At 65.9% G+C, this 19,538-nt stretch carries 20 protein-coding genes; 5 read left to right on the plus strand and 15 right to left on the minus strand.

All coding sequences use genetic code 11. The features are described from left to right. Positions 1 to 204: 204 nt before the first annotated feature. Positions 205 to 759 (minus strand): bifunctional adenosylcobinamide kinase/adenosylcobinamide-phosphate guanylyltransferase, encoded by a 555-nt coding sequence (gene cobU, locus ACZ60G_RS28095; RefSeq protein WP_465813680.1) that lies wholly within the window; start codon positions 757 to 759, stop codon positions 205 to 207. A gap of 26 nt (positions 760 to 785) precedes the next feature. Further along, a complete protein-coding gene (locus ACZ60G_RS28100; protein WP_465813681.1) occupies positions 786 to 1,769 on the minus strand; it encodes a helix-turn-helix domain-containing protein in 984 nt (327 codons plus the stop codon). Between the two features lie 86 nt (positions 1,770 to 1,855). On the opposite strand from ACZ60G_RS28100, the gene ACZ60G_RS28105 reads away from it, so the two are divergent. Next, on the plus strand, positions 1,856 to 2,014 hold the full coding sequence (locus ACZ60G_RS28105) for a hypothetical protein (RefSeq protein ID WP_157187100.1): 159 nt from the start codon (positions 1,856 to 1,858) through the stop codon (positions 2,012 to 2,014). A 223-nt stretch (positions 2,015 to 2,237) separates the two neighbouring features. Here ACZ60G_RS28105 and ACZ60G_RS28110 read toward each other — a convergent pair whose 3' ends face one another. After that, positions 2,238 to 2,909: a DUF3043 domain-containing protein gene (locus tag ACZ60G_RS28110; RefSeq protein WP_465813682.1), complete on the minus strand. Its 672-nt coding sequence runs from the start codon at positions 2,907 to 2,909 to the stop codon at positions 2,238 to 2,240. A gap of 172 nt (positions 2,910 to 3,081) precedes the next feature. Between ACZ60G_RS28110 and ACZ60G_RS28115 the strand changes: the two genes are divergently transcribed. Both ACZ60G_RS28115 and ACZ60G_RS28120 read left to right on the plus strand, forming a co-directional pair. After that, on the plus strand, positions 3,082 to 3,432 hold the full coding sequence (locus tag ACZ60G_RS28115; RefSeq protein WP_040688522.1) for a HesB/IscA family protein: 351 nt from the start codon (positions 3,082 to 3,084) through the stop codon (positions 3,430 to 3,432). Between the two features lie 140 nt (positions 3,433 to 3,572). Beyond that, positions 3,573 to 4,541, plus strand: coding sequence for a carbohydrate kinase family protein (locus tag ACZ60G_RS28120; RefSeq protein ID WP_465813683.1), 969 nt, complete (start codon positions 3,573 to 3,575; stop codon positions 4,539 to 4,541). 54 nt (positions 4,542 to 4,595) lie between these two features. Here the strand turns inward: ACZ60G_RS28120 and asnB are convergent, their stop codons facing one another. Then, positions 4,596 to 6,581 carry an asparagine synthase (glutamine-hydrolyzing) gene (gene asnB / locus ACZ60G_RS28125; RefSeq protein WP_465813684.1) on the minus strand — a complete coding sequence of 662 codons (1,986 nt, stop codon included), beginning with the start codon at positions 6,579 to 6,581 and terminating at the stop codon, positions 4,596 to 4,598. A gap of 493 nt (positions 6,582 to 7,074) precedes the next feature. On the opposite strand from asnB, the gene ctaC reads away from it, so the two are divergent. Next, entirely contained in the window at positions 7,075 to 8,127 is a 1,053-nt protein-coding gene (gene ctaC / locus ACZ60G_RS28130; RefSeq protein ID WP_465813828.1) for an aa3-type cytochrome oxidase subunit II, read from the plus strand. 13 nt (positions 8,128 to 8,140) lie between these two features. After that, positions 8,141 to 8,557, plus strand: coding sequence for a cytochrome c oxidase subunit 4 (locus tag ACZ60G_RS28135; protein ID WP_387294843.1), 417 nt, complete (start codon positions 8,141 to 8,143; stop codon positions 8,555 to 8,557). A gap of 152 nt (positions 8,558 to 8,709) precedes the next feature. On the opposite strand, the gene ACZ60G_RS28140 is transcribed toward ACZ60G_RS28135, so the two are convergent. From ACZ60G_RS28140 to ACZ60G_RS28190, 11 genes are all read right to left on the minus strand, one after another. Further along, the gene (locus ACZ60G_RS28140; protein ID WP_465813685.1) at positions 8,710 to 9,534 is read right to left on the minus strand and encodes an SDR family NAD(P)-dependent oxidoreductase; all 825 of its coding nucleotides are present in this window, start codon (positions 9,532 to 9,534) and stop codon (positions 8,710 to 8,712) included. A gap of 148 nt (positions 9,535 to 9,682) precedes the next feature. Continuing rightward, entirely contained in the window at positions 9,683 to 10,960 is a 1,278-nt protein-coding gene (locus tag ACZ60G_RS28145; RefSeq protein ID WP_063042059.1) for an FAD-binding oxidoreductase, read from the minus strand. A gap of 52 nt (positions 10,961 to 11,012) precedes the next feature. Beyond that, a complete protein-coding gene (locus ACZ60G_RS28150; protein WP_465813686.1) occupies positions 11,013 to 12,572 on the minus strand; it encodes an alkaline phosphatase D family protein in 1,560 nt (519 codons plus the stop codon). Between the two features lie 73 nt (positions 12,573 to 12,645). Continuing rightward, entirely contained in the window at positions 12,646 to 13,110 is a 465-nt protein-coding gene (locus ACZ60G_RS28155; RefSeq protein WP_245720957.1) for a nitroreductase/quinone reductase family protein, read from the minus strand. A 127-nt stretch (positions 13,111 to 13,237) separates the two neighbouring features. Beyond that, the gene (locus ACZ60G_RS28160; RefSeq protein WP_465813687.1) at positions 13,238 to 13,465 is read right to left on the minus strand and encodes a hypothetical protein; all 228 of its coding nucleotides are present in this window, start codon (positions 13,463 to 13,465) and stop codon (positions 13,238 to 13,240) included. Further along, positions 13,462 to 15,084: a cytochrome bc1 complex cytochrome b subunit gene (qcrB, locus tag ACZ60G_RS28165; RefSeq protein ID WP_465813688.1), complete on the minus strand. Its 1,623-nt coding sequence runs from the start codon at positions 15,082 to 15,084 to the stop codon at positions 13,462 to 13,464. Before qcrB ends, ACZ60G_RS28160 begins: the two co-directional genes overlap by 4 nt. A 164-nt stretch (positions 15,085 to 15,248) precedes the next feature. Beyond that, the gene (locus ACZ60G_RS28170; protein ID WP_465813689.1) at positions 15,249 to 16,124 is read right to left on the minus strand and encodes a hypothetical protein; all 876 of its coding nucleotides are present in this window, start codon (positions 16,122 to 16,124) and stop codon (positions 15,249 to 15,251) included. 280 nt (positions 16,125 to 16,404) lie between these two features. Continuing rightward, positions 16,405 to 17,085 (minus strand): phosphoribosylanthranilate isomerase, encoded by a 681-nt coding sequence (locus tag ACZ60G_RS28175; protein ID WP_465813690.1) that lies wholly within the window; start codon positions 17,083 to 17,085, stop codon positions 16,405 to 16,407. 87 nt (positions 17,086 to 17,172) lie between these two features. After that, on the minus strand, positions 17,173 to 17,898 hold the full coding sequence (locus tag ACZ60G_RS28180) for a lysophospholipid acyltransferase family protein (protein ID WP_465813691.1): 726 nt from the start codon (positions 17,896 to 17,898) through the stop codon (positions 17,173 to 17,175). Between the two features lie 134 nt (positions 17,899 to 18,032). Then, positions 18,033 to 19,046 (minus strand): ROK family protein, encoded by a 1,014-nt coding sequence (locus tag ACZ60G_RS28185; protein ID WP_465813692.1) that lies wholly within the window; start codon positions 19,044 to 19,046, stop codon positions 18,033 to 18,035. Next, positions 19,043 to 19,507: a hypothetical protein gene (locus ACZ60G_RS28190; RefSeq protein ID WP_465813693.1), complete on the minus strand. Its 465-nt coding sequence runs from the start codon at positions 19,505 to 19,507 to the stop codon at positions 19,043 to 19,045. The genes ACZ60G_RS28185 and ACZ60G_RS28190 overlap by 4 nt, the downstream gene beginning before the upstream one ends. Positions 19,508 to 19,538 lie beyond the last annotated feature (31 nt).

The following is a 19,538-nucleotide window of genomic DNA, read 5'->3' on the forward strand; positions in this document are numbered from 1 at the left end:
CACCACGCTCTACCCGATGCCCCGTCCCGCGTGCTTACGGCTCCACTCGGCCTCCGCATGACGCATACGACGCTCGGTGGGGCGCGGCTCTCGCGAGTGATCCGCGGTGCGTGGTCGCCGCGGCAGTTGCCTGCGCCGCGGCATTGGACCGCGGTGCCCTGCAGTTGGCTGAGGTCGCGACGTCATCGCGGCTGCCGTGCGGTCCTATTTCAGGCGGAGGGGAAGCCCGGCGACAATCAAGAAGGCTTCGTCGCAGGTTTGCGCGAGGCGCTGGTTGAGGGTCCCGATCTCGTCGCGAAAGAGGCGGCCGGAGCGGGTGGCCGGGATGACGCCCATACCTACCTCCGGGGTCACGATCACCAAGCGGCCGGGGTAGGCAGTGACCGCGGCGACCAAGGCGTCCGTGTCTGGGGCGATGGTGCCGCGCGGGGCATCCCAGGCCTCGCGCGCGTCGATGCGGGCGGTGAGCCAGGTCCCGATATCGTCGATCAGCGTGGTTCCGGCCGGGGGAGCGGCGGTGAGAACCGTTGCCGGATCAGCGCTTTCGAGGACCGTCCAGTCCGCGGGCCTGCGGTCGCGGTGGCGGGCGATGCGCTCGGCGAAGTCGAGATCGGCCGGATCGGGAATCGCGGTGGCGATATAACGCACCGGACCGCCCTCGGCCGCCAACACCTCCGCGAATGCCGACTTACCGGATCGCGCGCCGCCGAGCACGAGGATGCGGTGCGCGCGGCTGCTGGTAGATGAGCGATCCGACACGGCAGCACCGTATCAATCCGCCGCACTCAGGCCCGCTGCTCGGTCGCCTCCGCGCCGCCGAACCGGCGGCGATACTCGGTCGGCGCGATGCCGACGACCTTCTGGAAGTGATGCCGCAGCAGGGCACCGGATCCGAAACCGGCTTGTGCGGCAATCTGTTCCAAGCCTTCGTCGGTGTCCTCCAGCAGATGCTTCGCATACAGCACGCGCTGATTGGTCAGCCATTTCACCGGTGTGGTTCCGGTTTCGGCGGCGAAGCGGCGGGCGAAGGTGCGGGTGGACATCATCGAGCGGGCGGCCAGATCGTCGATGGTGTGCGGCAGGTCGAGATTTTCGTTCATCCACTGCAGCGTGGAGCTGAGACTGTCGGAGGTGCATTCAGGCACCGGACGCTCGATGAATTGGCGCTGCCCGCCGTCACGCTGCGGCGGCACCACCATCCGCCGTGCGATCGCATTGGCGACGGAACTGCCGATCTCCCGGCGCACCAGATGTAGGCAGGCGTCTATGCCCGCGGCCGTGCCCGCCGAGGTGATCAGATTGCCCTCGTCGACGAACAACACATCGGGATCGACCGTGGCCTGCGGAAACCGCGCCGCCAATTGGTCGACATAGCGCCAATGCGTGGTGCACTTGCGACCGTCGAGCAGACCGGCCGCACCGGCCAGGAAAGCACCGGAACATACGGTGAGCACGATCGCCCCACCATCCGACGCGTCCCGTATCGCGTCGACGACCCGCGGATCGAGCCCCTGTTCCAGGGCCGATGCGGGAAAGGCCGGAATCGCCACCAGATCGGCCTTCGCCAACTCCTCCAGCCCGAACTCCGGTGTGACGGTGATGCCGGGGGTCGTGGACGGCAGCGGCTTCCCCGGCTCGGCTCCGCAAACCTTGAAATCGAATCCGGGCAGTCCGTCCGCGGTCCGATCGAGCCCGAAGACCTCACAGACCACGCCGAATTCGAACATGGCCAGGCGCTCCGAAAGCACCACCGCGACCTTGGACAGCATGTAGACAGCGTACCTGGCTGAATCTTTACGAACAATGTCAGAACAGCCACTTTCGGCGGTAAATCACCGAGCGCAAAATTACTGCCATGATTACTTTTCTCGTAAGCATGGCGGTCGTGGTGGGCTTCGCGGTCCTCATCACACGAGGCGGCGGTCACGCCGGATCGGCGAACGTCACCGATCGCGACGCCCAGCGCCTGCAGTCCGATCTGTCCGCCATCATCGCCCACTCACATCACCACTGAGGGGAGTGCTATGGGCTGTCGGCTCGTCGCCGCTCTCGATGCCACCACGGAGCGAGTCTTACGAGCGACCGTTCGCGGCCCGTCTCGCGTCCGAGCCGTCGAAGCGCATGCGACGAAGTCGCGAGTCTCGACGGCGCCGCTAGCGACTGCTTGCAGGTCGCTCGAAAGGGTCGGACGCGAGACACCAGGGGGCCGCGAACACGCAGTGCCGAAGGCGCTGCAATTAGACACTGTCGCCGGGGCCGACCCGCGGCTTCGGCGCCCGCATCTTGCGGATCTGCGAGGCGCGGACGAACGCGTACCACCCCAGCTTGTAGCCGGTATCGGTGCTCTCCGGGAAGCGCTCACGCACCCGTCCGTTGACGATCCGGCCGAGCAGGAAGCCCTCGGCGATCATGAAGAACATCATCACCAGCATGGCCAGCGTCACAATCGTCTGCAGCGCGGGCGCGGCGAGCATCGACAGGATCAGGACCAGCGCCATCGGCATGAACAACCCGACCAGGTTGCGTCGCGCATCGACGATGTCACGCACGAACGCCCGCACAGGACCCTGATCACGGGGCAGCAGGTATTTGTCCTCACCGGCCAGCATCCTGGCGCGCCGGTCCTGGGCCGCCAGCCGGCGCTCGGCCGAGGCCGTCTTGCGGTCCTCGCGGCTACCGCGGGTGGCCTTGCGCCGGGCGCGCGCCTCCTTCGCGGTGAGCGGGGCCGGGGCCACCGGGCCGCGCCGCTTGCCTTGGGCGTCACGACGTTTCGGAGTAGGTCGGCCCTTGCTCTCGGTGGCGGTGGCCGCTTTCGTGATGGAGACTGCGGTCGAGCCGCCGTCCGAGCCCGCCGTCTGGTCGGCGCTCTCGTCGGTGGTGCTGGACTCGCCGCGACGGAACAATTTCACGCGACCAGGCTATTCGATGCGGTACCCCGCAGGAAATGAGGTCGGTGGGAGGTTGTGTCCACCGCAGTACCCGGTGGTGGCAAGATGGGGGAATAACAGCCCGCTGAGTGGTGTTGTAGCCACGAGCCGTGCGCTGTTCACGGGTTGAACACAGCTGTCCTGAGGAGAGTTCATGACTGTGCAAGACGAGACGACCACCCACGGTGTAACTCTGACCGACGCCGCCGCCAGCAAGGCGAAGGCGCTGCTCGACCAGGAGGGTCGCGACGACCTCGCCCTGCGTATCGCCGTGCAGCCGGGCGGCTGTGCGGGCCTGCGCTACCAGCTCTTCTTCGACGACCGCTCGCTCGACGGCGACCTGACCGTCGACTTCGGCGGCGTCAAGCTGGCCGTCGACCGGATGAGCGCGCCGTACGTACAGGGCGCCTCGATCGACTTCGTCGACACCATCGAGAAGCAGGGCTTCACGATCGATAACCCGAATGCGACGGGTTCCTGCGCCTGCGGCGACTCCTTCAACTGACACCTCGGCCCTCGGCCGGTTGTCGCCGGGGCGAAGAAGTCGTTAGTGCTCGGCGGATGCAGTAGTTGATACGGTGAAGGCGCGGGTTTTGTGTCCCGCGCCTTTCGTCGTCTGCCGCCTACTCGAAGGGGCTCAGCCTCGTGTCTATCGCCGTGTCCGCGTCCATTGCAACCGACCACCTCATGCGTTTTCCCGGACGGTTCGCCGATGCGCTGCTGGCCGATCAGCTCGACCACGTCTCAGTGAGCTTTCTCGTCGATGATCTGCAGATCCGCAAGGGCGGTGTCGCGGGCAACATCGCCTACGCCATGGGTGTTTTGAACCGCACGCCGCTGCTCGTCGGCGCGGTCGGCGCCGATTTCGCCGAGTACGGCGCCTGGCTCGAGAAGCACGGTGTCGACTGCTCCACCGTCCGGATCTCGGACCGGGCGCATACCGCGCGCTTCGTCTGCACCACCGACGACGACATGGCCCAGATCGCGTCGTTCTACCCGGGCGCGATGAGCGAGGCCCGCGACATCTCGATCGGCGAACTCGCCGAGCAGCACGCCCTGGACCTTGTGCTCATCGGCGCCAACGATCCCGAGGCGATGCTGCGCCACACCGCCGAATGCCGTGAACTCGGCATTCCGTTCGCCGCCGACCCGTCCCAGCAGCTGGCCCGCCTCGACGGTGATCAGGCCGTGCAGCTGATCGAGGGCGCCACATACCTTTTCACCAATAAGTACGAGTGGGCGCTGCTGCTGCAGAAGACCGGTCTGAGCGAGGAAGAGGTCGCGCGCAAGGTCGGTATCCGGGTCACCACACTCGGCAAGGACGGCGTGCAGATCGTCGACCGCGACGGCACCGAGGTGACTGTCGGTGTGGTCCCCGAGGTGAACAAGGTCGAGCCCACCGGCGTCGGCGACGCTTTCCGCGCGGGCTTCCTCACCGGCCACACCACCGGACTCTCGCTGGAGCGCTCCGCCCAATTGGGTTCGCTCATCGCGGTTCTCGTACTCGAGACCATGGGCACCCAGGAGTGGACCCTCAATAAGGACGATGCTCTCGAGCGCCTCACCAAGGCTTACGGTCCCGAAGCCGCCGCCGACATCAAGCCACTGCTCTGAGCGACGCCCTCTTCGACGGCCGCACCGTATTCCGGTGCGGCCGTTCGCATTCGACTACAGCGAGACCGGGTAGACCGGCTCCTGGATGTCGGGAGTAATGCGCTTCTCCACGAAGATCCCGTGCCAGACCATGAAGACCAGCAGCGTCCACAACCGGCGGCTGTGGTCGCCGCGGCCCGCGCGGTGGTCTTCGAGCATGCCCTTGATCGCACCCTTGTCCAGCAGGTGATCGGTCTGCGATTCGGCGATCTGCAGGTGCGCCCAGTCGTAGAGTTCGGTGCCGCGCAACCAATGCCGCAGCGGGACAGGGAAACCCAGCTTCGCTCGGTGCAGCACATGCGGCGGGACGATGCCCTCGAGTGCCTGGCGCAGCGCGTACTTCGTGGTCTCCTTGGTGATCTTCTGCTCGTAGGGCAGCTGTTCGGCGACCTTCAGTACCTCGGAATCCAGGAACGGCACGCGCAGCTCGAGCGAATTCGCCATGGTCATCTTGTCGGCCTTGACCAGGATGTCGCCGCGCAGCCAGGTGTAGAGATCCAGATGCTGCATGCGCGCGACCGGGTCCCAGCCGCGTGACTGTGCGTAGATAGGCGCGGTGACGTCCTGGTGGGTCCATTCCGGCCGGAATTCGCGCAGCACCGCACGCAACTGCGCATCGCTGAAGCTGCGCGCATTGCCGTAGTAGCGCTCCTCCAACGGGAGCGAACCTCGGTGCAGCAGGCTCTTACCGCGGGTGCCGTCCGGAATCCGCTCCGAGAGCTTGCCCGCCAGCTTGCGCACACCGCGCGGCAGGTATTCGAAGGGCTTGAGCGACAACGGTTCCCGGTAGATCGTGTATCCGCCGAACAGCTCGTCCGCGCCCTCGCCGGAGAGCACCACCTTGACGTGCTTGCGCGCCTCCTTGGCGACGAAGTACAGCGGAACCAGCGCCGGGTCGGCCACGGGATCGTCGAGGTACCAGACGATTTCGGGGATCGCGGCCGCGAATTCGGCGGGGGAGACCACCTTCACGATGTGCCGCGCGCCGATCGCCTCGGCGCTCTCGGCGGCCACATCGACCTCGGAGTAGCCCTCGCGTTCGAAGCCGGTGGTGAAGGTGATCAGCTTCGGGTTGTGCCGCATCGCCAGCGCCGCGACCGCGGTGGAGTCGATGCCGCCGGACAGGAACGATCCGACCGTCACATCCGCGCGCATATGCTTGGCGACCGAGTCCTCCAGGGCCTCGGCGATATCGCGATAGCGGGCGGCCGCCGAACCGGGTGCGAAGGCCCGCACCTTGAACTGCGGGTTGAAGTAGCGGGTGATCTGCGGCGCCTGGCCCGCCCGCACGGTCGCGTAGTGCCCGGATTCCAGGCGACGGATGTCCTTGTGCAGGGTCTCCGGCTCCGGCACATACTGCAGCACCGTGTAGTGCTCCAACGCCCGCGGATCTAGCGCATCGGACAGCCCGAGTGCGGGCAGCAGCTCCAGCAGGCTCTTCTTCTCACTGCCGAACGCGGTCCCGCCGGGACCCGTCGCCAGGAACAACGGCTTGATCCCGAACGGATCGCGCGCCAGGAACAGCTCCTGGGTTTCGGTATCCCAGATCGCGAACGCGAACATGCCGCGCAGCTTGCGCACCGCCTCCGGACCCCAGTAGTGGAAGGCCGCGACGATCGCCTCGCTATCGCCCTCGGTCTCGAAGATCTTTCCGTCCGGGTACTCCTCGGCATGCGCCTTCGCGAGCTCTTCGCGGATCTCGATGTAGTTGTAGATCTCACCGTTGAAGGTCAGCGCGTAGCGCTCCCGGTTTTCGGCCGGACCCCAGCGCAGCGGCTGGTGCGAATGCTCGATATCGATGATCGACAGCCGGTTGAAGCCGTAGATCACATGATCGTCGTGCCAGGTGCCGCGCTCGTCCGGGCCGCGATGGCGCACGCAGTGCAAGGCGTCGTACACCCGCTCCACTGTGTTCGCCCACCCCGCCAGCTCCGCTGGCTGCCGTCCCCGGCGGTCCTCGGTTGCCGCATCAGATGTCAGGAATCCGAGCAGTCCACACACGGCGTCGGCAACCTCGTTTCCGCTTCGGTACGGGCGCTGGCCCGATTCATTGGGTGGCTACGCCCGATAAGTGGGCGCACAGGACGAAATCTCGTGTCCGAGTATGCCGCACCGGGCGGATTCGTGTGTCGCGCCCACCGGACAGTTGCGCTGCGAAATGTTGTGTCCGCCTGCATCGCACCTGCCCGATCCGGTCGCGTCGCACGCCTTGTACTGCGACGATGTCCGGGTGACCGGATCAACCCCCGCGCCGGCGGAGTGTCGAATGCGACCCGACGTCAAACGGGGCGCCGGTTTGGTCTACGCTGCGTAGTACTCAGGACATTCTCAGTTGGATCGCGCGCGAAGCAAGCGGCCGACGGAATGCCCTGAAACGTGCTTAGGACGTACCGCCGGGCGATCGCAACTCGGGCGGTGCACTGTCGGAATGTGTGGCGACCAGGAAGGCGTGAGCGTGGCGCACAAGGCGAGCGAAGAGATCGGGGCACGACCCGTGAAGGGGCGGCAGGGCCGTATCCTTCGGCGGGCCGGGCTGGCGGTGTCCTTGGGGATCACCGCGATGCTCGTCTCGGGCTGCTCGATCGACAATGTTTGGCTGCGATTCGGCTGGCCCTCGGGCATCACGCCGCAGGCCACCCGGATGCGGGAGCTGTGGACCTGGTCGGTCATCGCGGCATTGGCGATGGGTGTGCTGGTGTGGGGTCTGACCTTCTGGACCGTCGCCTTCCACCGCAAGAAGAAGGACTCCCCGGAGTTCCCGCGCCAGACCGGTTACAACGTGCCGCTGGAGCTGACCTACACGGCCGTGCCGTTCGTCATCATCGCGGTGCTGTTCTACTTCACCGTGGTCGTGCAGAACTACGTGCACGAGAAGGTCGACAACCCGGACGTGACCGTCGACGTGACCGCCTTCCAGTGGAACTGGAAGTTCGGCTACCGCAATGTCGACTTCAAGGACGGCTACCGCTTCGACGGCATCGACAAGGCCCGCGAGGATGCCAACCAGGAGCAGCTCGAGGAGTACAAGGAGCGGACCAAGGACGGTCACCCGCAGCCGGGCCCGGTGCACGGCAAGCCGGAGAACGAGATCCTGTCCTACCTGCACTACGACAAGGTCGAGACCGTCGGCTCCAGCACCGAGATCCCGGTGCTCGTGCTGCCGACCGGCAAGAACATCGAATTCCAGCTGGCCGCCGCCGATGTGGTGCACGCCTTCTGGGTGCCGGAGTTCCTGTTCAAGCGCGACGTGATGCCGAACCCGAAGGAAAACCACTCCGATAACGTCTTCCAGATCACCAAGATCGAGAAGGAAGGCGCGTTCGTCGGCCGCTGCGCCGAGATGTGCGGCACCTTCCACTCGATGATGAACTTCGAGGTCCGTGCGGTATCGCCGGAGAAGTTCACCAAGTACATGGACGCGCGCAAGGCGGGTAAGACCAACGCCGAGGCGCTCGAGTCCATCGGTGAATCCCCGGTCGCGACCACCACACAGCCGTTCAACACCAAGCGCGACACCAAGAGTGCGTCCGCGGTAGAGAGCAAGTGAGGACTGATCTGAAATGAAGATCGAAGCGCGGATTTTCGAACTGCTCACGGTGTTCTTCGTCATCGTGGCAATCGTGTACGGCTACTTCACCGGCCAGTCGCGGACCGGTGTCGAGTGGGCGGGCACCACCGCGACGGTGCTGACCGCCGGTCTGTCGCTGATCATCGGCACCTACTTCCGTTTCGTCGCACGTCGCCTCGACCTGCGCCCGGAGGACTACGAGGATGCCGAGATCGTGGACGGCGCGGGCGATCTGGGCTTCTTCTCGCCCGGCAGCTTCTGGCCCATCACCCTGGCAGGCGCGGGCGCCATCACCGCCCTTGGCTTGGCGTTCTTCCAGTTCTGGCTGATCGGCATCGGTGTGGTGTGCATCCTCGGTGCGGCCGCCGGTCTGGTGTTCGAGTACTATCTCGGCCCCGAAAAGCACTGAGCGAATAGCTCTTTCCGAAGCGCCCCACCGGAATCCGGTGGGGCGCTTCGACGTTGCTGGGGCTGGGATGTCGCCGACGGTAGTCGAATGGTGGTTGCCGAGGGGCCTCGAAGCCACCATTCGACTACCGTCGGCGCTGCTGCCGCGTGGGGTCAGAGCGAGGCGAGGCGGGAGAGGATGCGGTTGGTGGAGCGGGGGGCGACACCGGCCAGTCCGCGCAGGGTGCGCGCGAAGCGGGGTTGGAGGCGGGCCGGGCGGGTGCGGATGGCCGTTTCGATCAGCCGCGCGGCGTCGGTCGGTTCCAGAGCGGGCTCGGTGACGTAGTGCGCGATGGTGCCGGTATCCGGTTGGACGGCCGGATATTGGACGGCGGTCACCTGGATGCCGCGCGGCGAGAGTTCGGCGTCCGCGCATTGACCGAAGGTGGTCCAGGCTGCCTGGGAGCTGGCGTAGGAGGCGAAATTCGGTGTAGCGCCGGTCTTCAGGCTCCACGGGCCCACATTGATCACATGGCCGGAGCCGGATTCCAGCATGGCGGGCAGCAGGCCGAGTGTCAGGCGCAGCGGACCGAAGTAGTTGGTCGCCATCATGCGCTGGTAGTCGCGGAAGCGGTCCAGGGATTGCGAGACGGGTCGGCGCAGCGGACGGCCCGCATTGTTGATCAGCACATCGACCCGGCCGAAATCGCTGAGCACCCAGTCGACGAGCTGATCGACATCACCGAGTGCGGAGATATCGCAGCGAAACCAATTCGCCGCACCGCCCGCATCGACGATCTGATTGCAGCCGGCGACGAGTTGATCCCCGCGCCGGGCGACCAGCAGCAGCTGCGCACCGTGTGCGGCAAGCAGTGTGGCTGTGGCGTGACCGATCTCGGAACACGCGTCCGTCACGAGAACCCGTAGCCCCTCGACGGATTCGGGCCGCTGACGTTTACGATCCGGCAAACGGGTCGGGGCAGTGCGGAATTCGAGCATCAGAGCAACCTTCACCGTAGATGGGCTGAACCAACGCATCGACACCCCGCCGACAGTGTCGAAGTCGACCGCCGTCGCCAACAGGTAGCCGAACCGCCGGATGGGCGGTGAAGCTATTTGCTGGCGACTATATGCGGCGCGACACAGTCTAATCCGCGGAGTCGTACCGCAGGGCGTGTTCGGATGCGCAGATCTCATCGATTCCGGTAACGATGTCGCGCAACAGTTCTGAGGGCAGCGCCGAGGGCCGCAAACGGCAGGTGAAGGTGATCAGGCCGTGGTCCTCGACCGCGAGTCCGCGCGCTTGCGCCTCCTCACGCAGGTACTTCGAGCGCACGCCGTAGGTCATCGCGGAGATGACGGTGAAGCATCCGGTCCGCTCCCGGTGTCCAGCAAACAAATCGTGCAGTCTGTAGAAAACCGAGGTGTAGGTCGACAGTGGCGCGAAAATCGCGACCCGGTAGGCGGGCCCGCGTTCCGAGGAGCTGATGACCGTATCGGCCAGATACTCCGCATCGCGCAATGTCAGCACCTTCGGGGCGAACATGAGCGCGCCCGCCGCGGCATTGCGCACCGGAGCACCCGCGCGGCCGCCCGCGGCAGAGGCGATGACGCCCAACGACTTCCTGGTCTTGGTGCCGACCTCACGGCGCGCCCGCAGCGAGCGGGTGGGCGTGGTGGGGTAGAGGCTCGACCACTGACCGAACCGCACGGTCCCCAACTGCACATGGCCGGTGCCGACCGGACGCGAAACCTTCAGCGGCGCGGTATCGACCCAACGACCGACCTGCAGTGCGACATTGCCCGGCCGGGCGATTTCGGCGTAGGCGTGTTCGACGAAGGAGTCGAAGTCCAGGAAGCGGTCGGCGTCGGTGGTGAGCCAGGTGTGGTCCTTGTCGATATCGACCGCATCGAGGGTGAGTGCGGTGATGATGCCCGCGCGTCCGCCCGCGCCGAGGATCCGGTGGAAGCGCTCGGTGTGGTGGTTGCGACCGCAGGTGCCGATGCGTCCGTCCGGATCGACGTATTCCAGGTCCACGATCTGATCGATGAACATGCCGTACTTGTGCGATGCCGTGCTGACACCGCCGACCGAGGCGAATCCGCCCGCGGTGATATCGCGGTGGTCGCCGACGATCGGCAACCCGAGCCCGTGTGCGCCGAGGCGGCGATCGATATCGGAGAGTTTGGCGCCCGCCTGCACTCGCACGGTGCGCCTGCCGAGGTTGATATCGAGCACCGCATTCATCTTTCGCAGCGAGACCACCGCGCGCGGATCGGGTAACGACAGACCGTCGTCGATCGGTTCGCCGCCACGCACCGTGAGGTTTTCCGCGCGACCGCGTGAATTCCGCACCGTACGAACGACATCCGCGGTGTCACGAGGTAGATATTCTTCGGCGGCGACAGTGTGCGGCGTGCTCATGGACCGAAAGCTAACCACAGCGCGGCCTCCGATGCTCGTTCGATCTCTACGGTTACCGGACCTGCGGCGTCAGCCGCTGGCTGAACAGGACGGATCCGGTCGCATCGCACAGATTGACCGTCAGTTCCCTTGACTTGCCGTCGATCAGCACCTCACCGAAATGTTGGAAGCTGTCCAGCGGTGAGGCGTTCTGAACGGTCGGTGCGTGCACGAAGACCGCCTCCGGACCGAAGGTGCCGTCGAGCGGATTCGGGCCGAACGCACCGGCATTCAGCGGTCCGGACACGAACTCCCAGAACTCGTCGAAGTCGGTGAAGGCGGCGCGCTCGGGCGAATAGTGGTGGGCCGCGGTGTAGTGCACGTCCGCGGTCAGCCAGACCACGCCGCCCACCTTGTTCGCCTTGATCGCCGAGAGCACCTGGGCGATTTCGGTTTCCCGGCCGGACGGTGTGCCGTTGTCGCCATTGGCGGGGCCCTCATATGCCGTGACTTTTTGTTCACCGTCCTTGACGACAAGGCCGAGCGGTAGGTCGTTGGCGACGATTTTCCAGGTGGCCTTGGAATCGCGCAGACCCTCGATGAGCCACTTCGTCTGTTCCGGACCGAAGATGCGACCGGTGGGTCCGTTGTCGATGTCGTTGGTGTCCTTATAGGTCCGCATATCCAGGACGAAGATGTCCAGCAGCGGGCCGTAGGAGATCTTGCGGTAGAGGCGGCTGTCGACCGCCTCCTTGGGCTCCAATGGCATCCACTCGTGGAAGGCCTGCCAGGAGCGCGTCGCGAGGGCGTCCATGCTGCGCTCGCTGTAGCCCTTGGTCTCGGCGACCAGGCCGCCGTGGTACCAGTTGTTGACGGTTTCGTGGTCGTCCCACTGGACCACCTGGGCGACCGAGGTGTTGAAGCGGCGGTAGTTCTGGTCGGTCAGGTTGTAGGCGTAGTTGCCGCGGAACTGGGCCAGGGTCTGCGCGACAGCGCTTTTCGCCTCGGAGACGGTATTGCGCCAGATCCGGCCGTCGGGCAGCGTCACCGATTCCTGCAGCGGGCCGTCGGCGTAGATCGAGTCACCGGAGTGGATGAACAGGTGCGGGTCGCGCGCGGCCATGGCGGAGAAGATCTTCATACCGCCGAGTTCGGGGTTGATGCCGTAACCCTGGCCGACCACATCACCGGACCACTGCAGCTTGATATCGGATGCGCCGGTGGGCACGGTGCGGAACACACCGGTGATCGGTTCGGAGGTGGCGCCGTCCTCGCCTTCCAGGGTGACCCGGTAGTGCACCTGCTGGCCGGCGGGCAGACCGTTGACACGCATGCGTCCGGTGCCGTCGGAGTCCGGCGTGAGCATCGGGCCGGTGAATCGTTTGGCGTCGGTGAAGGATTCGGTGGCCGCGGTCTCCACGATCAGCTTCGCGGGCTGATCCGAGCGCGCCCAGATCAGCGCGCCGTCGGTGCGCGGATCGCCCACCGCGACGCCGTGGGTGAGTTTCGGGCGCGGACGGACCAGTGTGGGCCCGTCGTTCGAGCAGGCGGCGAGTGCGGGGACCGCGACGAGACCGAGGGCGGAGGTGCGCAGCAGGGTGCGCCGGGAGATGCCGAAGTCCGAACCAGTCATTGGCCCACCTTGGCGCAGGGAGTCCAACACCATGTGAACTGCCATCGTCGGCTCGGCCAACAGGCGCCCGGTATCAGCTGCGCGGTCGGAGTTCAATGATCGGGATGAGCCGGTCGGTCTTCTTCTGGTAGCCGAGATAGCGGGGTTGCACAGCGGTGATCTGTTTCCATGCCTGCTCACGCCGTTGCTCGTCCAGCTGTTCGGCCGTGACGTGGTACTTCGTACCGCCCACCTCGGCCCACACCTGATCCGGATGCGCGGCGATATTGTGATACCAGCCCGGATGTTGGATCGCGCCGCCCATGGAGGCGACGATCAGCCAGCCGCCGTCATCGGCTGGAAACCGGCTCACCGTCACCCGACGTTCCTGACCGCTCTTCGCGCCGACAGTGGTCAGATAGACCAGGTCCATCCCCATGAATCGGTCGTGGCGGAATCGGTGGTATCGCTCCATCGCCTGGATGAGGAAACGGAACACCGGATTGGGTGACGGTGGCCGGGATCCCCGGGTCCCCGGTGGAATCTTCTGAAAGCTCATGATTCGCTCCCATACCGCTCGGAACTGTCTGCCTCACAGCATTCCACTTCGGTGATCATTTCGTGGCCGGACGCCGGATGACCGAAGACCCCGAACCCGAATGGTTCGGGGTCTTTTGGCGCAACCCTCAGATGGTGTTGTCGCAGAGGATTTCGAATGCGCGGACGGCGTCTTCCGGGAAGACGAGTACCCGGTGTCGGGCGGGCTGAGCCCGGCCGATGGTGGCGCGGATCCCGTTGACGCGCAACAGGTCGCGCACCATGCGGGCGGTGCCTTCGGCGGCTACCGTCGCAGCCGCGACGAGCAGGCCGTAGTCCTCGGTAGCCGGCTCATGCGAGCGCGTGAGCCACATCATGGGGTGTGCCTTTCGCCGTCGGTGCTGCGGTCCTGGTACTGCTGCAGCACGGCGAGCTGTTTGCGTTCCTCGGCGTGCTCGATCTCGAAGTATCGCTCGGATTCCGCCACGGGATCGGGTCGCAGGAAGCTGCCGGTGCCCGGTTTGCCCGCCGAACCGAGCTTGTTCATCTTCTTCGGGATCGCCGCGCCCTGGTAAACCAGCGGCACCGGATGGCCGTGCTCGTCGACCGGTCCGAGCGCCTGGTGCACCTCGACGTACTCACCGTGCGGCAGTCGCTTGATTATGCCCGTCTCGATGCCGTGCTCCAGCACCGCCCGGTCGCTGCGCTGCAGACCGATGCAGAACCTATAGGTGATGAAGTACGCGATCGGCGGTGCGATCAACAGGCCGATGCGGCCCATCCAGGTGGTGGCATTGAGCGAGATGTCGAACTTCAACGCGATGATGTCATTGACACAGCTGAGCGTCAGCACCAGATAGAAGGTGATCGCCATCGCGCCGATTCCGCTGCGCACCGGCACATCTCGCGGCCGCTGCAACAGATTGTGGGCCGCGTAATCCTTGGTGAGCCGCTTCTCGATCCACGGGTAGGCAGGCAGGATCACGAGCACCAGGCCCATCACCAGGGCAACCCAGAATGCCGCCGGGATGGTGTAGTTGCCGAGGTATATCTCCCACGGCGGCATGAGCCGGGCCAGGCCGTCGGTCCACATCATGTAGAAGTCCGGTTGTGAACCCGCCGACACCTGCGCCGGATTGTATGGCCCGAGTTCCCAGATCGGATTGATCTGGAATACCCCGCCCATGATCGCCACTGTGGCGAGGGTGAACATGAAGAACGCACCCTGGTCCGCGGCGAAGACCGGCACGATGCGCGCACCGATGACATTGCCTTCGGTGCGCCCCGGTCCCGGGAATTGCGTGTGCTTCTGATACCAGACCAGCGCGATATGCGCGGCGATCAGCGCGAGCATGATGCCGGGGAACAGCAGCACATGCGTGATGAACAGACGCGGAATCAGCACCTCGCCCGGAAATTCGCCGCCGAAAAGGGCGAAGTGGATCCAGGTTCCGACGATCGGGACGCTCATCGTGATCCCGCCGAGCGGTGAACGCAGACCGGTGCCCGACAACAGATCGTCGGGCAGGCTGTAGCCGAAGTAGCCCTCGAACATGGCCAGGACCAGCAGGGTCGAGCCGATCACCCAATTCGCTTCGCGCGGTTTGCGGAACGCGCCGGTGAAGAAGATCCGCAGGCAGTGCACGATGATCGCGGCCAGGAACATCAGTGCGGCCCAATGGTGTACCTGCCGGACGAACAGACCGCCGCGCACCTCGAACGAAATGTCCAGGGAGCTGGCATAAGCCGCCGACATGTGCACGCCCCGCAGCGGTTGATACGCGCCGTCGTAGACCACTTCCGTCATCGACGGATCGAAGTACAGCGTCAGGTAGATGCCCGAGATCAGCAGAATAATGAAGCTGTACAAGGCGATCTCGCCGAGCAGGAAGGCCCAGTGCGTCGGGAAGACCTTGTTGATCGAACGTTTCACGAAGGCAGCGGCGCGGTACCGCTCGTCCGCGGCGTCGGCCTGCTGCGCCGCCTTCGAGCTCATCGCGGGCTCCCGTCCGAGCCGCGTGGCGCCACCTCGTAACGAATGAACAGCACAGGCATTGTCATCTCCTTCTCGATCGACAGCCGGCTACGCATAAGACGGTCGAGCGGTCCGAAACGTGACGGCATGGATGCGAGAGGTACTACCGTGTGACGTAGATCTCGTCAGGGCTCGGGGAGTTCGTTCAACGCGGCGAGGAAGTCGTCCGACGGATAGATGCAGAGCGATTCACCGGTGTGCTGCGTGGCGGCGGCCAACTCGATGGTGCCGCCGTGCCACCAGTAGACGTCCTGGCTGACCGGCCACGGGCGCTGCGTGTAATCGAGCACCGCGACCTGGGCCAGCACCGTGGTGGCCTGGACCACCTCGAGATTCGCCACCGGGTGCGCGTAGATATGGCGCTGCGACGGCACCACGAATACCGCACCCGCCGGTCCGATCACCGGATACGCGTCGAGCCAGCACGCGTGCGCGGTGATGTAGTCGGAGATGCCGCACAGCATCGTGATTTCGACACCGTCGGCGCTCGGCGTATCGATCTGATGAGTGAGCACATCCAATGGACCGTCGCTGCGGGTGTTCCGCTCGGCGAGGGCGAACAGGTCGTATTCGTCGATCGGCCACTGCCGCAGCATCGGATAGGTGACCGGAGCCATGGTGTGCACCTGATCGATCAGCACCCGCTGGATCAGGCCCGGTGCGACCTGGCGACGCACCACATCGGGCGCACCGCCGTGCCCGGAGTAGAGCCGAGTCCTGATGAGCCCCCGCATCATCGCGAAGTCGCCGGTATCGAGCGGATCGCTGTCGACCTCCAGATCGACCAGCCCGGTACTCAGATAATCCGCCACCAGTGCCGGCCACTGATCCGGCGGCTCATCCGCGGCCATCCGCCGCAAATTCGTCAATCCGACCATCACATCCCCCGCGGGCCCGGACAGCATCACGTCATCGGCGGCCGCCACCCGGCACGAATACCCCAACTGATGCGCCGCCGCCACGGCGAGAGACAACAACAGATCCGGCGCTATCTCCGACACCGTGACTCCCTCGCTCGTCTTGCGGTGCACCAGCTTTCACCACTGCACGTCCGCAGTTACCGCACTCGGAACAGGTACCCCGTGATTGTGCCTCCCCGGTGAGACCCGCACCCGGCTGTTGCCGAGATCGCTGGCCCCGAGATGCCACGGGCTCGCGGTTACCGGTGGGCGTTGCGGCGATTGGATGCCACGACCGCCGGGATCATCGGCCGCAACGAGGCGCTTGTCGGCACTGTGATTGCGGGCAGCCGCGGCGACGCTGCTCGCCGGACCCGGTGGCTCATGGCCGTCGGGCTCGAGGAACGAATGCCTCGTGTGCCGCTGCCACGAACGCCGCACATGCGTCGGGATTCTTGTCCCCGGTGGCTGTTTCGACTCCGCTATTGACGTCTACCGCGAACGGACGCACCCGTGCGACGGCAGCAGCGACATTGTCCGGACCGAGACCACCGGCGAGGATCACCGGGCAGCCCAGCTCGTGCAGCGCTGTCACTACGGCCGCGCTCACCGACCAGTCGTGCGTGCGTCCAGTGCCGCCCAAGCGGTCGGCGGTGCGTGAATCGAGCAGTACCGCATCACAATCCGCGGCGGCCTGACACGCGGTTTCGACGGCCTCCGGCCCCGTGACGTGCACCGCCTTGATGACCTTCCGGCCACCGGCGGTCTTGCGGACTTCACGAACGGTGTCGATGGTGACGAGCCCGTGAACCTGGATCGCATCCACCCCGACTCGGTCGGCCAGCTCCACGATCGCGGCCGCTTCCTCCAGATGGGTGACCAGCACACGGGTGACGAAGGGCGGAGCGAGTCGCGACAGCGCCGCCGCGCGCTCGGCATCGAGGGCGTCTTCGCTGAAATGGGTGATCCCGGAGATGAATCCGATGGCGTCGGCACCGGCGGCCAGCGCGATCCGCAGATCGCCTTCGGATCTGATCCCGCAAATCTTTGCGCGCACCGTCACGACTCAACGATATGCGCCGGGCTGTGGAGCCGCCGAAACCGAACGAGCCCGGTGCGCTCGGCACCGGGCTCGTGGAAGTGGGAGGGGCTAGCTGGCGGCCGTCTCCGGGATTCGGGTGGCTTCGGGGGCGGCGCCGCTGGGGACGCCCTTTTTCAGGCTGGCGGCGTAGACGTCGACGTATTCTTGGCCGCCGAGCTGCATGAGGTCGTACATGACCTCATCGGTGACGGCGCGTTCGACGAAACGGTTGCCGCCCATGCCTTCGTAGCGGGAGAAGTCGATGGGGGCGCCGAATTTGACGGTGACCTTGTGGCGGCGCCAGCGGAACGGGCCGGGTGGGCAGACCTCGAAGGTGCCGACGACGGCGACCGGGATGACGGGCACACCGGTCTCGAGCGCGAGCCGCGCCAGGCCGGTCTTGCCCTTGTAGAGGCGACCGTCGGGGGAGCGGGTGCCCTCCGGGTACAGACCGACGAGGTGACCCTTGTCGAGCAGTTTGCGTGCGGCATTGAGCGCGTCCTCGGCCGCGGAGGCGCCGCTGCGGTCGATCGGGTACTGGCCGGTGGCGCTGAAGAAGAACTTCTGCAGCCGACCCTTGAAGCCGGGGGCGGTGAAGTACTCGGCCTTGGCGAGATAGCTGATCCGACGCGGGCTCATCAAGGGAGCGAACAACCAGTCCGAGAAGGACAGGTGGTTCCCGGCCAGGATGGCCGGTCCGTCGGCGGGGATATGCTCCACGCCTTCGACCGTCGGACGGTTGTAGAGGTGCATGAACGGTCCTGGGAACAGGTACTTCAGCATCCAGTAGAGCATGGCGTCCTAACCCCCGCGGCCGGGATCGTTTACGAGTACAACCGTCTGTTGCCGACTTTACCGCTGGGTACAGATCACATCCAAGCCGAGCGGCGTATCTCACCACATGTTCTCGAGTTCTGATAACCGACCGCTCAGTGGGTGGAACGAGCCGCCCAGGAACGGCCGCGGCCGGTTTCGGCGAGGGTGGCCCTGGCGAGCTCCGCCGCGCCGATCATCCCCGCCGCCTCACCGAGCTGTGTGGTCCGGATCCGGGCGAGCGGCCGATGCCCGGCGCCGGTGATCGCCCGCGCGTACTCCTCGCGCGCCTCGTCCAGGAACTGCGGCGCCGAACTGCTTACGCCACCGGCGATCACGATCAGCCCGGGATCGAAGATATCGCTGACGAATGCCAGTCCGAGCCCGAGCCAGCGGGCGAAATCGGCCATGACCGCAACGGCCAACGGGTCGCCGTCCTGGGCGGCCCCGGCCACCCGGCGTCCGGTCAGCGAACCGGGATCACGCAGCACCTCGCGCGCCAGCACCGTCGAATGCACCGGATCGGTGGCCAGCATTTCGATCGCGGTATCGACCAGAGCCGTTCCGCTGCAATACCTTTCCCAGCAGCCGCGTTTACCGCACGGACAGGACCGGCCCTGCGGCACCACCTGCAGATGTCCCAGCTCCGGTGCGACGCCGTGCGTGCCCCGATACAGTTCGCCGTCGATGAGCAGTGCCGCGCCGATGCCGGTGCCGATCGCGACGAGCACCGAATTGTGCCCGCCCGCCGCCGCGCCGAAGCGGTACTCGGCCCACATGGCGGCATTGGCGTCGTGTTCGAGGATCACCGGCAGTTCGAGGCGTTCGGTGAGCCGCTGCGCGACCGGGGTGTCCTGCCAGGGCAGGTGCGGTGCGAAGCGCACCGTCGAGCGATCGGCGTTGATGAATCCGGCCACCGCGAGGCCGACCGCGCTGATCGGATGTCTGCGGCACAGTTCGCGGACCGTGCGGTCCAGCGCGTTCTCCAGTGCGCGCGCCGAATGCGGCGTGGGCGCGACCACGGTGTCGAGCACCTCGCCGTCGCCGTCGACCACCGATGCGCGAATATTGGTGCCACCGACGTCGATTCCGACGGTCAGCGGTCGCGCATCTGCTACTCGCGCCGTCATGCCTTGATCGTCACGGGGATGCCGACGTAGCGGGATCGCTTGCGCCCGGCCGAGTTCGGCTGCCGTGTGCGGGTATCCGCGTCGGCGGGTGTGGATTCCGTATCCGGTGGGTCGTCGTGCTGCTCGGTAGCGAACGAATGATCGTGCGGCACACCGTCTTCGGGCATCACCGGTTCGACCGGCACCCCGGCGAGCGCCTCGCGCAGCACCGTGACGATCGCGGTCCCGTGATCGGCCACCACCGCCAGCACATCGTGATGCTCACCGCGCACCAGCGCCGCGGCCGCGCAGACCGGGCACCAACTGCAACTCGACCAGTCCGGCTGTCCGTCGGCGGCCTGCCGCAGCACGGGTTCGACCCGTTCGAGCACCGCCTCGGCCAGCAGCTTCAATTCCGCGGCGAATTCACCGAGGCCGTCACCGGGCTCGGCAGCGCCGGGCCAGTCGTTCGAATCGCTCATGCCTGCGCCTCGCTAGCGCTCGGCTCCGGCA

The organism is Nocardia sp. NPDC102475 (genome assembly GCF_055584605.1).

What these genes read in the sequence shown, in the direction of transcription:
- ACZ60G_RS28100 (WP_465813681.1), bottom strand. Translation starts at nt 1,769, where the DNA reads ATGCTGTCCAAGGTCGCGGTGGTGCTTTCGGAGCGCCTGGCCATGTTC.
- ACZ60G_RS28105 (WP_157187100.1), top strand. Translation starts at nt 1,856, where the DNA reads ATGATTACTTTTCTCGTAAGCATGGCGGTCGTGGTGGGCTTCGCGGTC.
- ACZ60G_RS28115 (WP_040688522.1), top strand. Translation starts at nt 3,082, where the DNA reads ATGACTGTGCAAGACGAGACGACCACCCACGGTGTAACTCTGACCGAC.
- ACZ60G_RS28135 (WP_387294843.1), top strand. Translation starts at nt 8,141, where the DNA reads ATGAAGATCGAAGCGCGGATTTTCGAACTGCTCACGGTGTTCTTCGTC.
- ACZ60G_RS28140 (WP_465813685.1), bottom strand. Translation starts at nt 9,534, where the DNA reads ATGCTCGAATTCCGCACTGCCCCGACCCGTTTGCCGGATCGTAAACGT.
- ACZ60G_RS28145 (WP_063042059.1), bottom strand. Translation starts at nt 10,960, where the DNA reads ATGAGCACGCCGCACACTGTCGCCGCCGAAGAATATCTACCTCGTGAC.
- ACZ60G_RS28150 (WP_465813686.1), bottom strand. Translation starts at nt 12,572, where the DNA reads ATGACTGGTTCGGACTTCGGCATCTCCCGGCGCACCCTGCTGCGCACC.
- ACZ60G_RS28155 (WP_245720957.1), bottom strand. Translation starts at nt 13,110, where the DNA reads ATGAGCTTTCAGAAGATTCCACCGGGGACCCGGGGATCCCGGCCACCG.
- ACZ60G_RS28160 (WP_465813687.1), bottom strand. Translation starts at nt 13,465, where the DNA reads ATGATGTGGCTCACGCGCTCGCATGAGCCGGCTACCGAGGACTACGGC.
- qcrB (WP_465813688.1), bottom strand. Translation starts at nt 15,084, where the DNA reads ATGAGCTCGAAGGCGGCGCAGCAGGCCGACGCCGCGGACGAGCGGTAC.
- ACZ60G_RS28180 (WP_465813691.1), bottom strand. Translation starts at nt 17,898, where the DNA reads ATGCTCTACTGGATGCTGAAGTACCTGTTCCCAGGACCGTTCATGCAC.
- ACZ60G_RS28185 (WP_465813692.1), bottom strand. Translation starts at nt 19,046, where the DNA reads ATGACGGCGCGAGTAGCAGATGCGCGACCGCTGACCGTCGGAATCGAC.
- ACZ60G_RS28190 (WP_465813693.1), bottom strand. Translation starts at nt 19,507, where the DNA reads ATGAGCGATTCGAACGACTGGCCCGGCGCTGCCGAGCCCGGTGACGGC.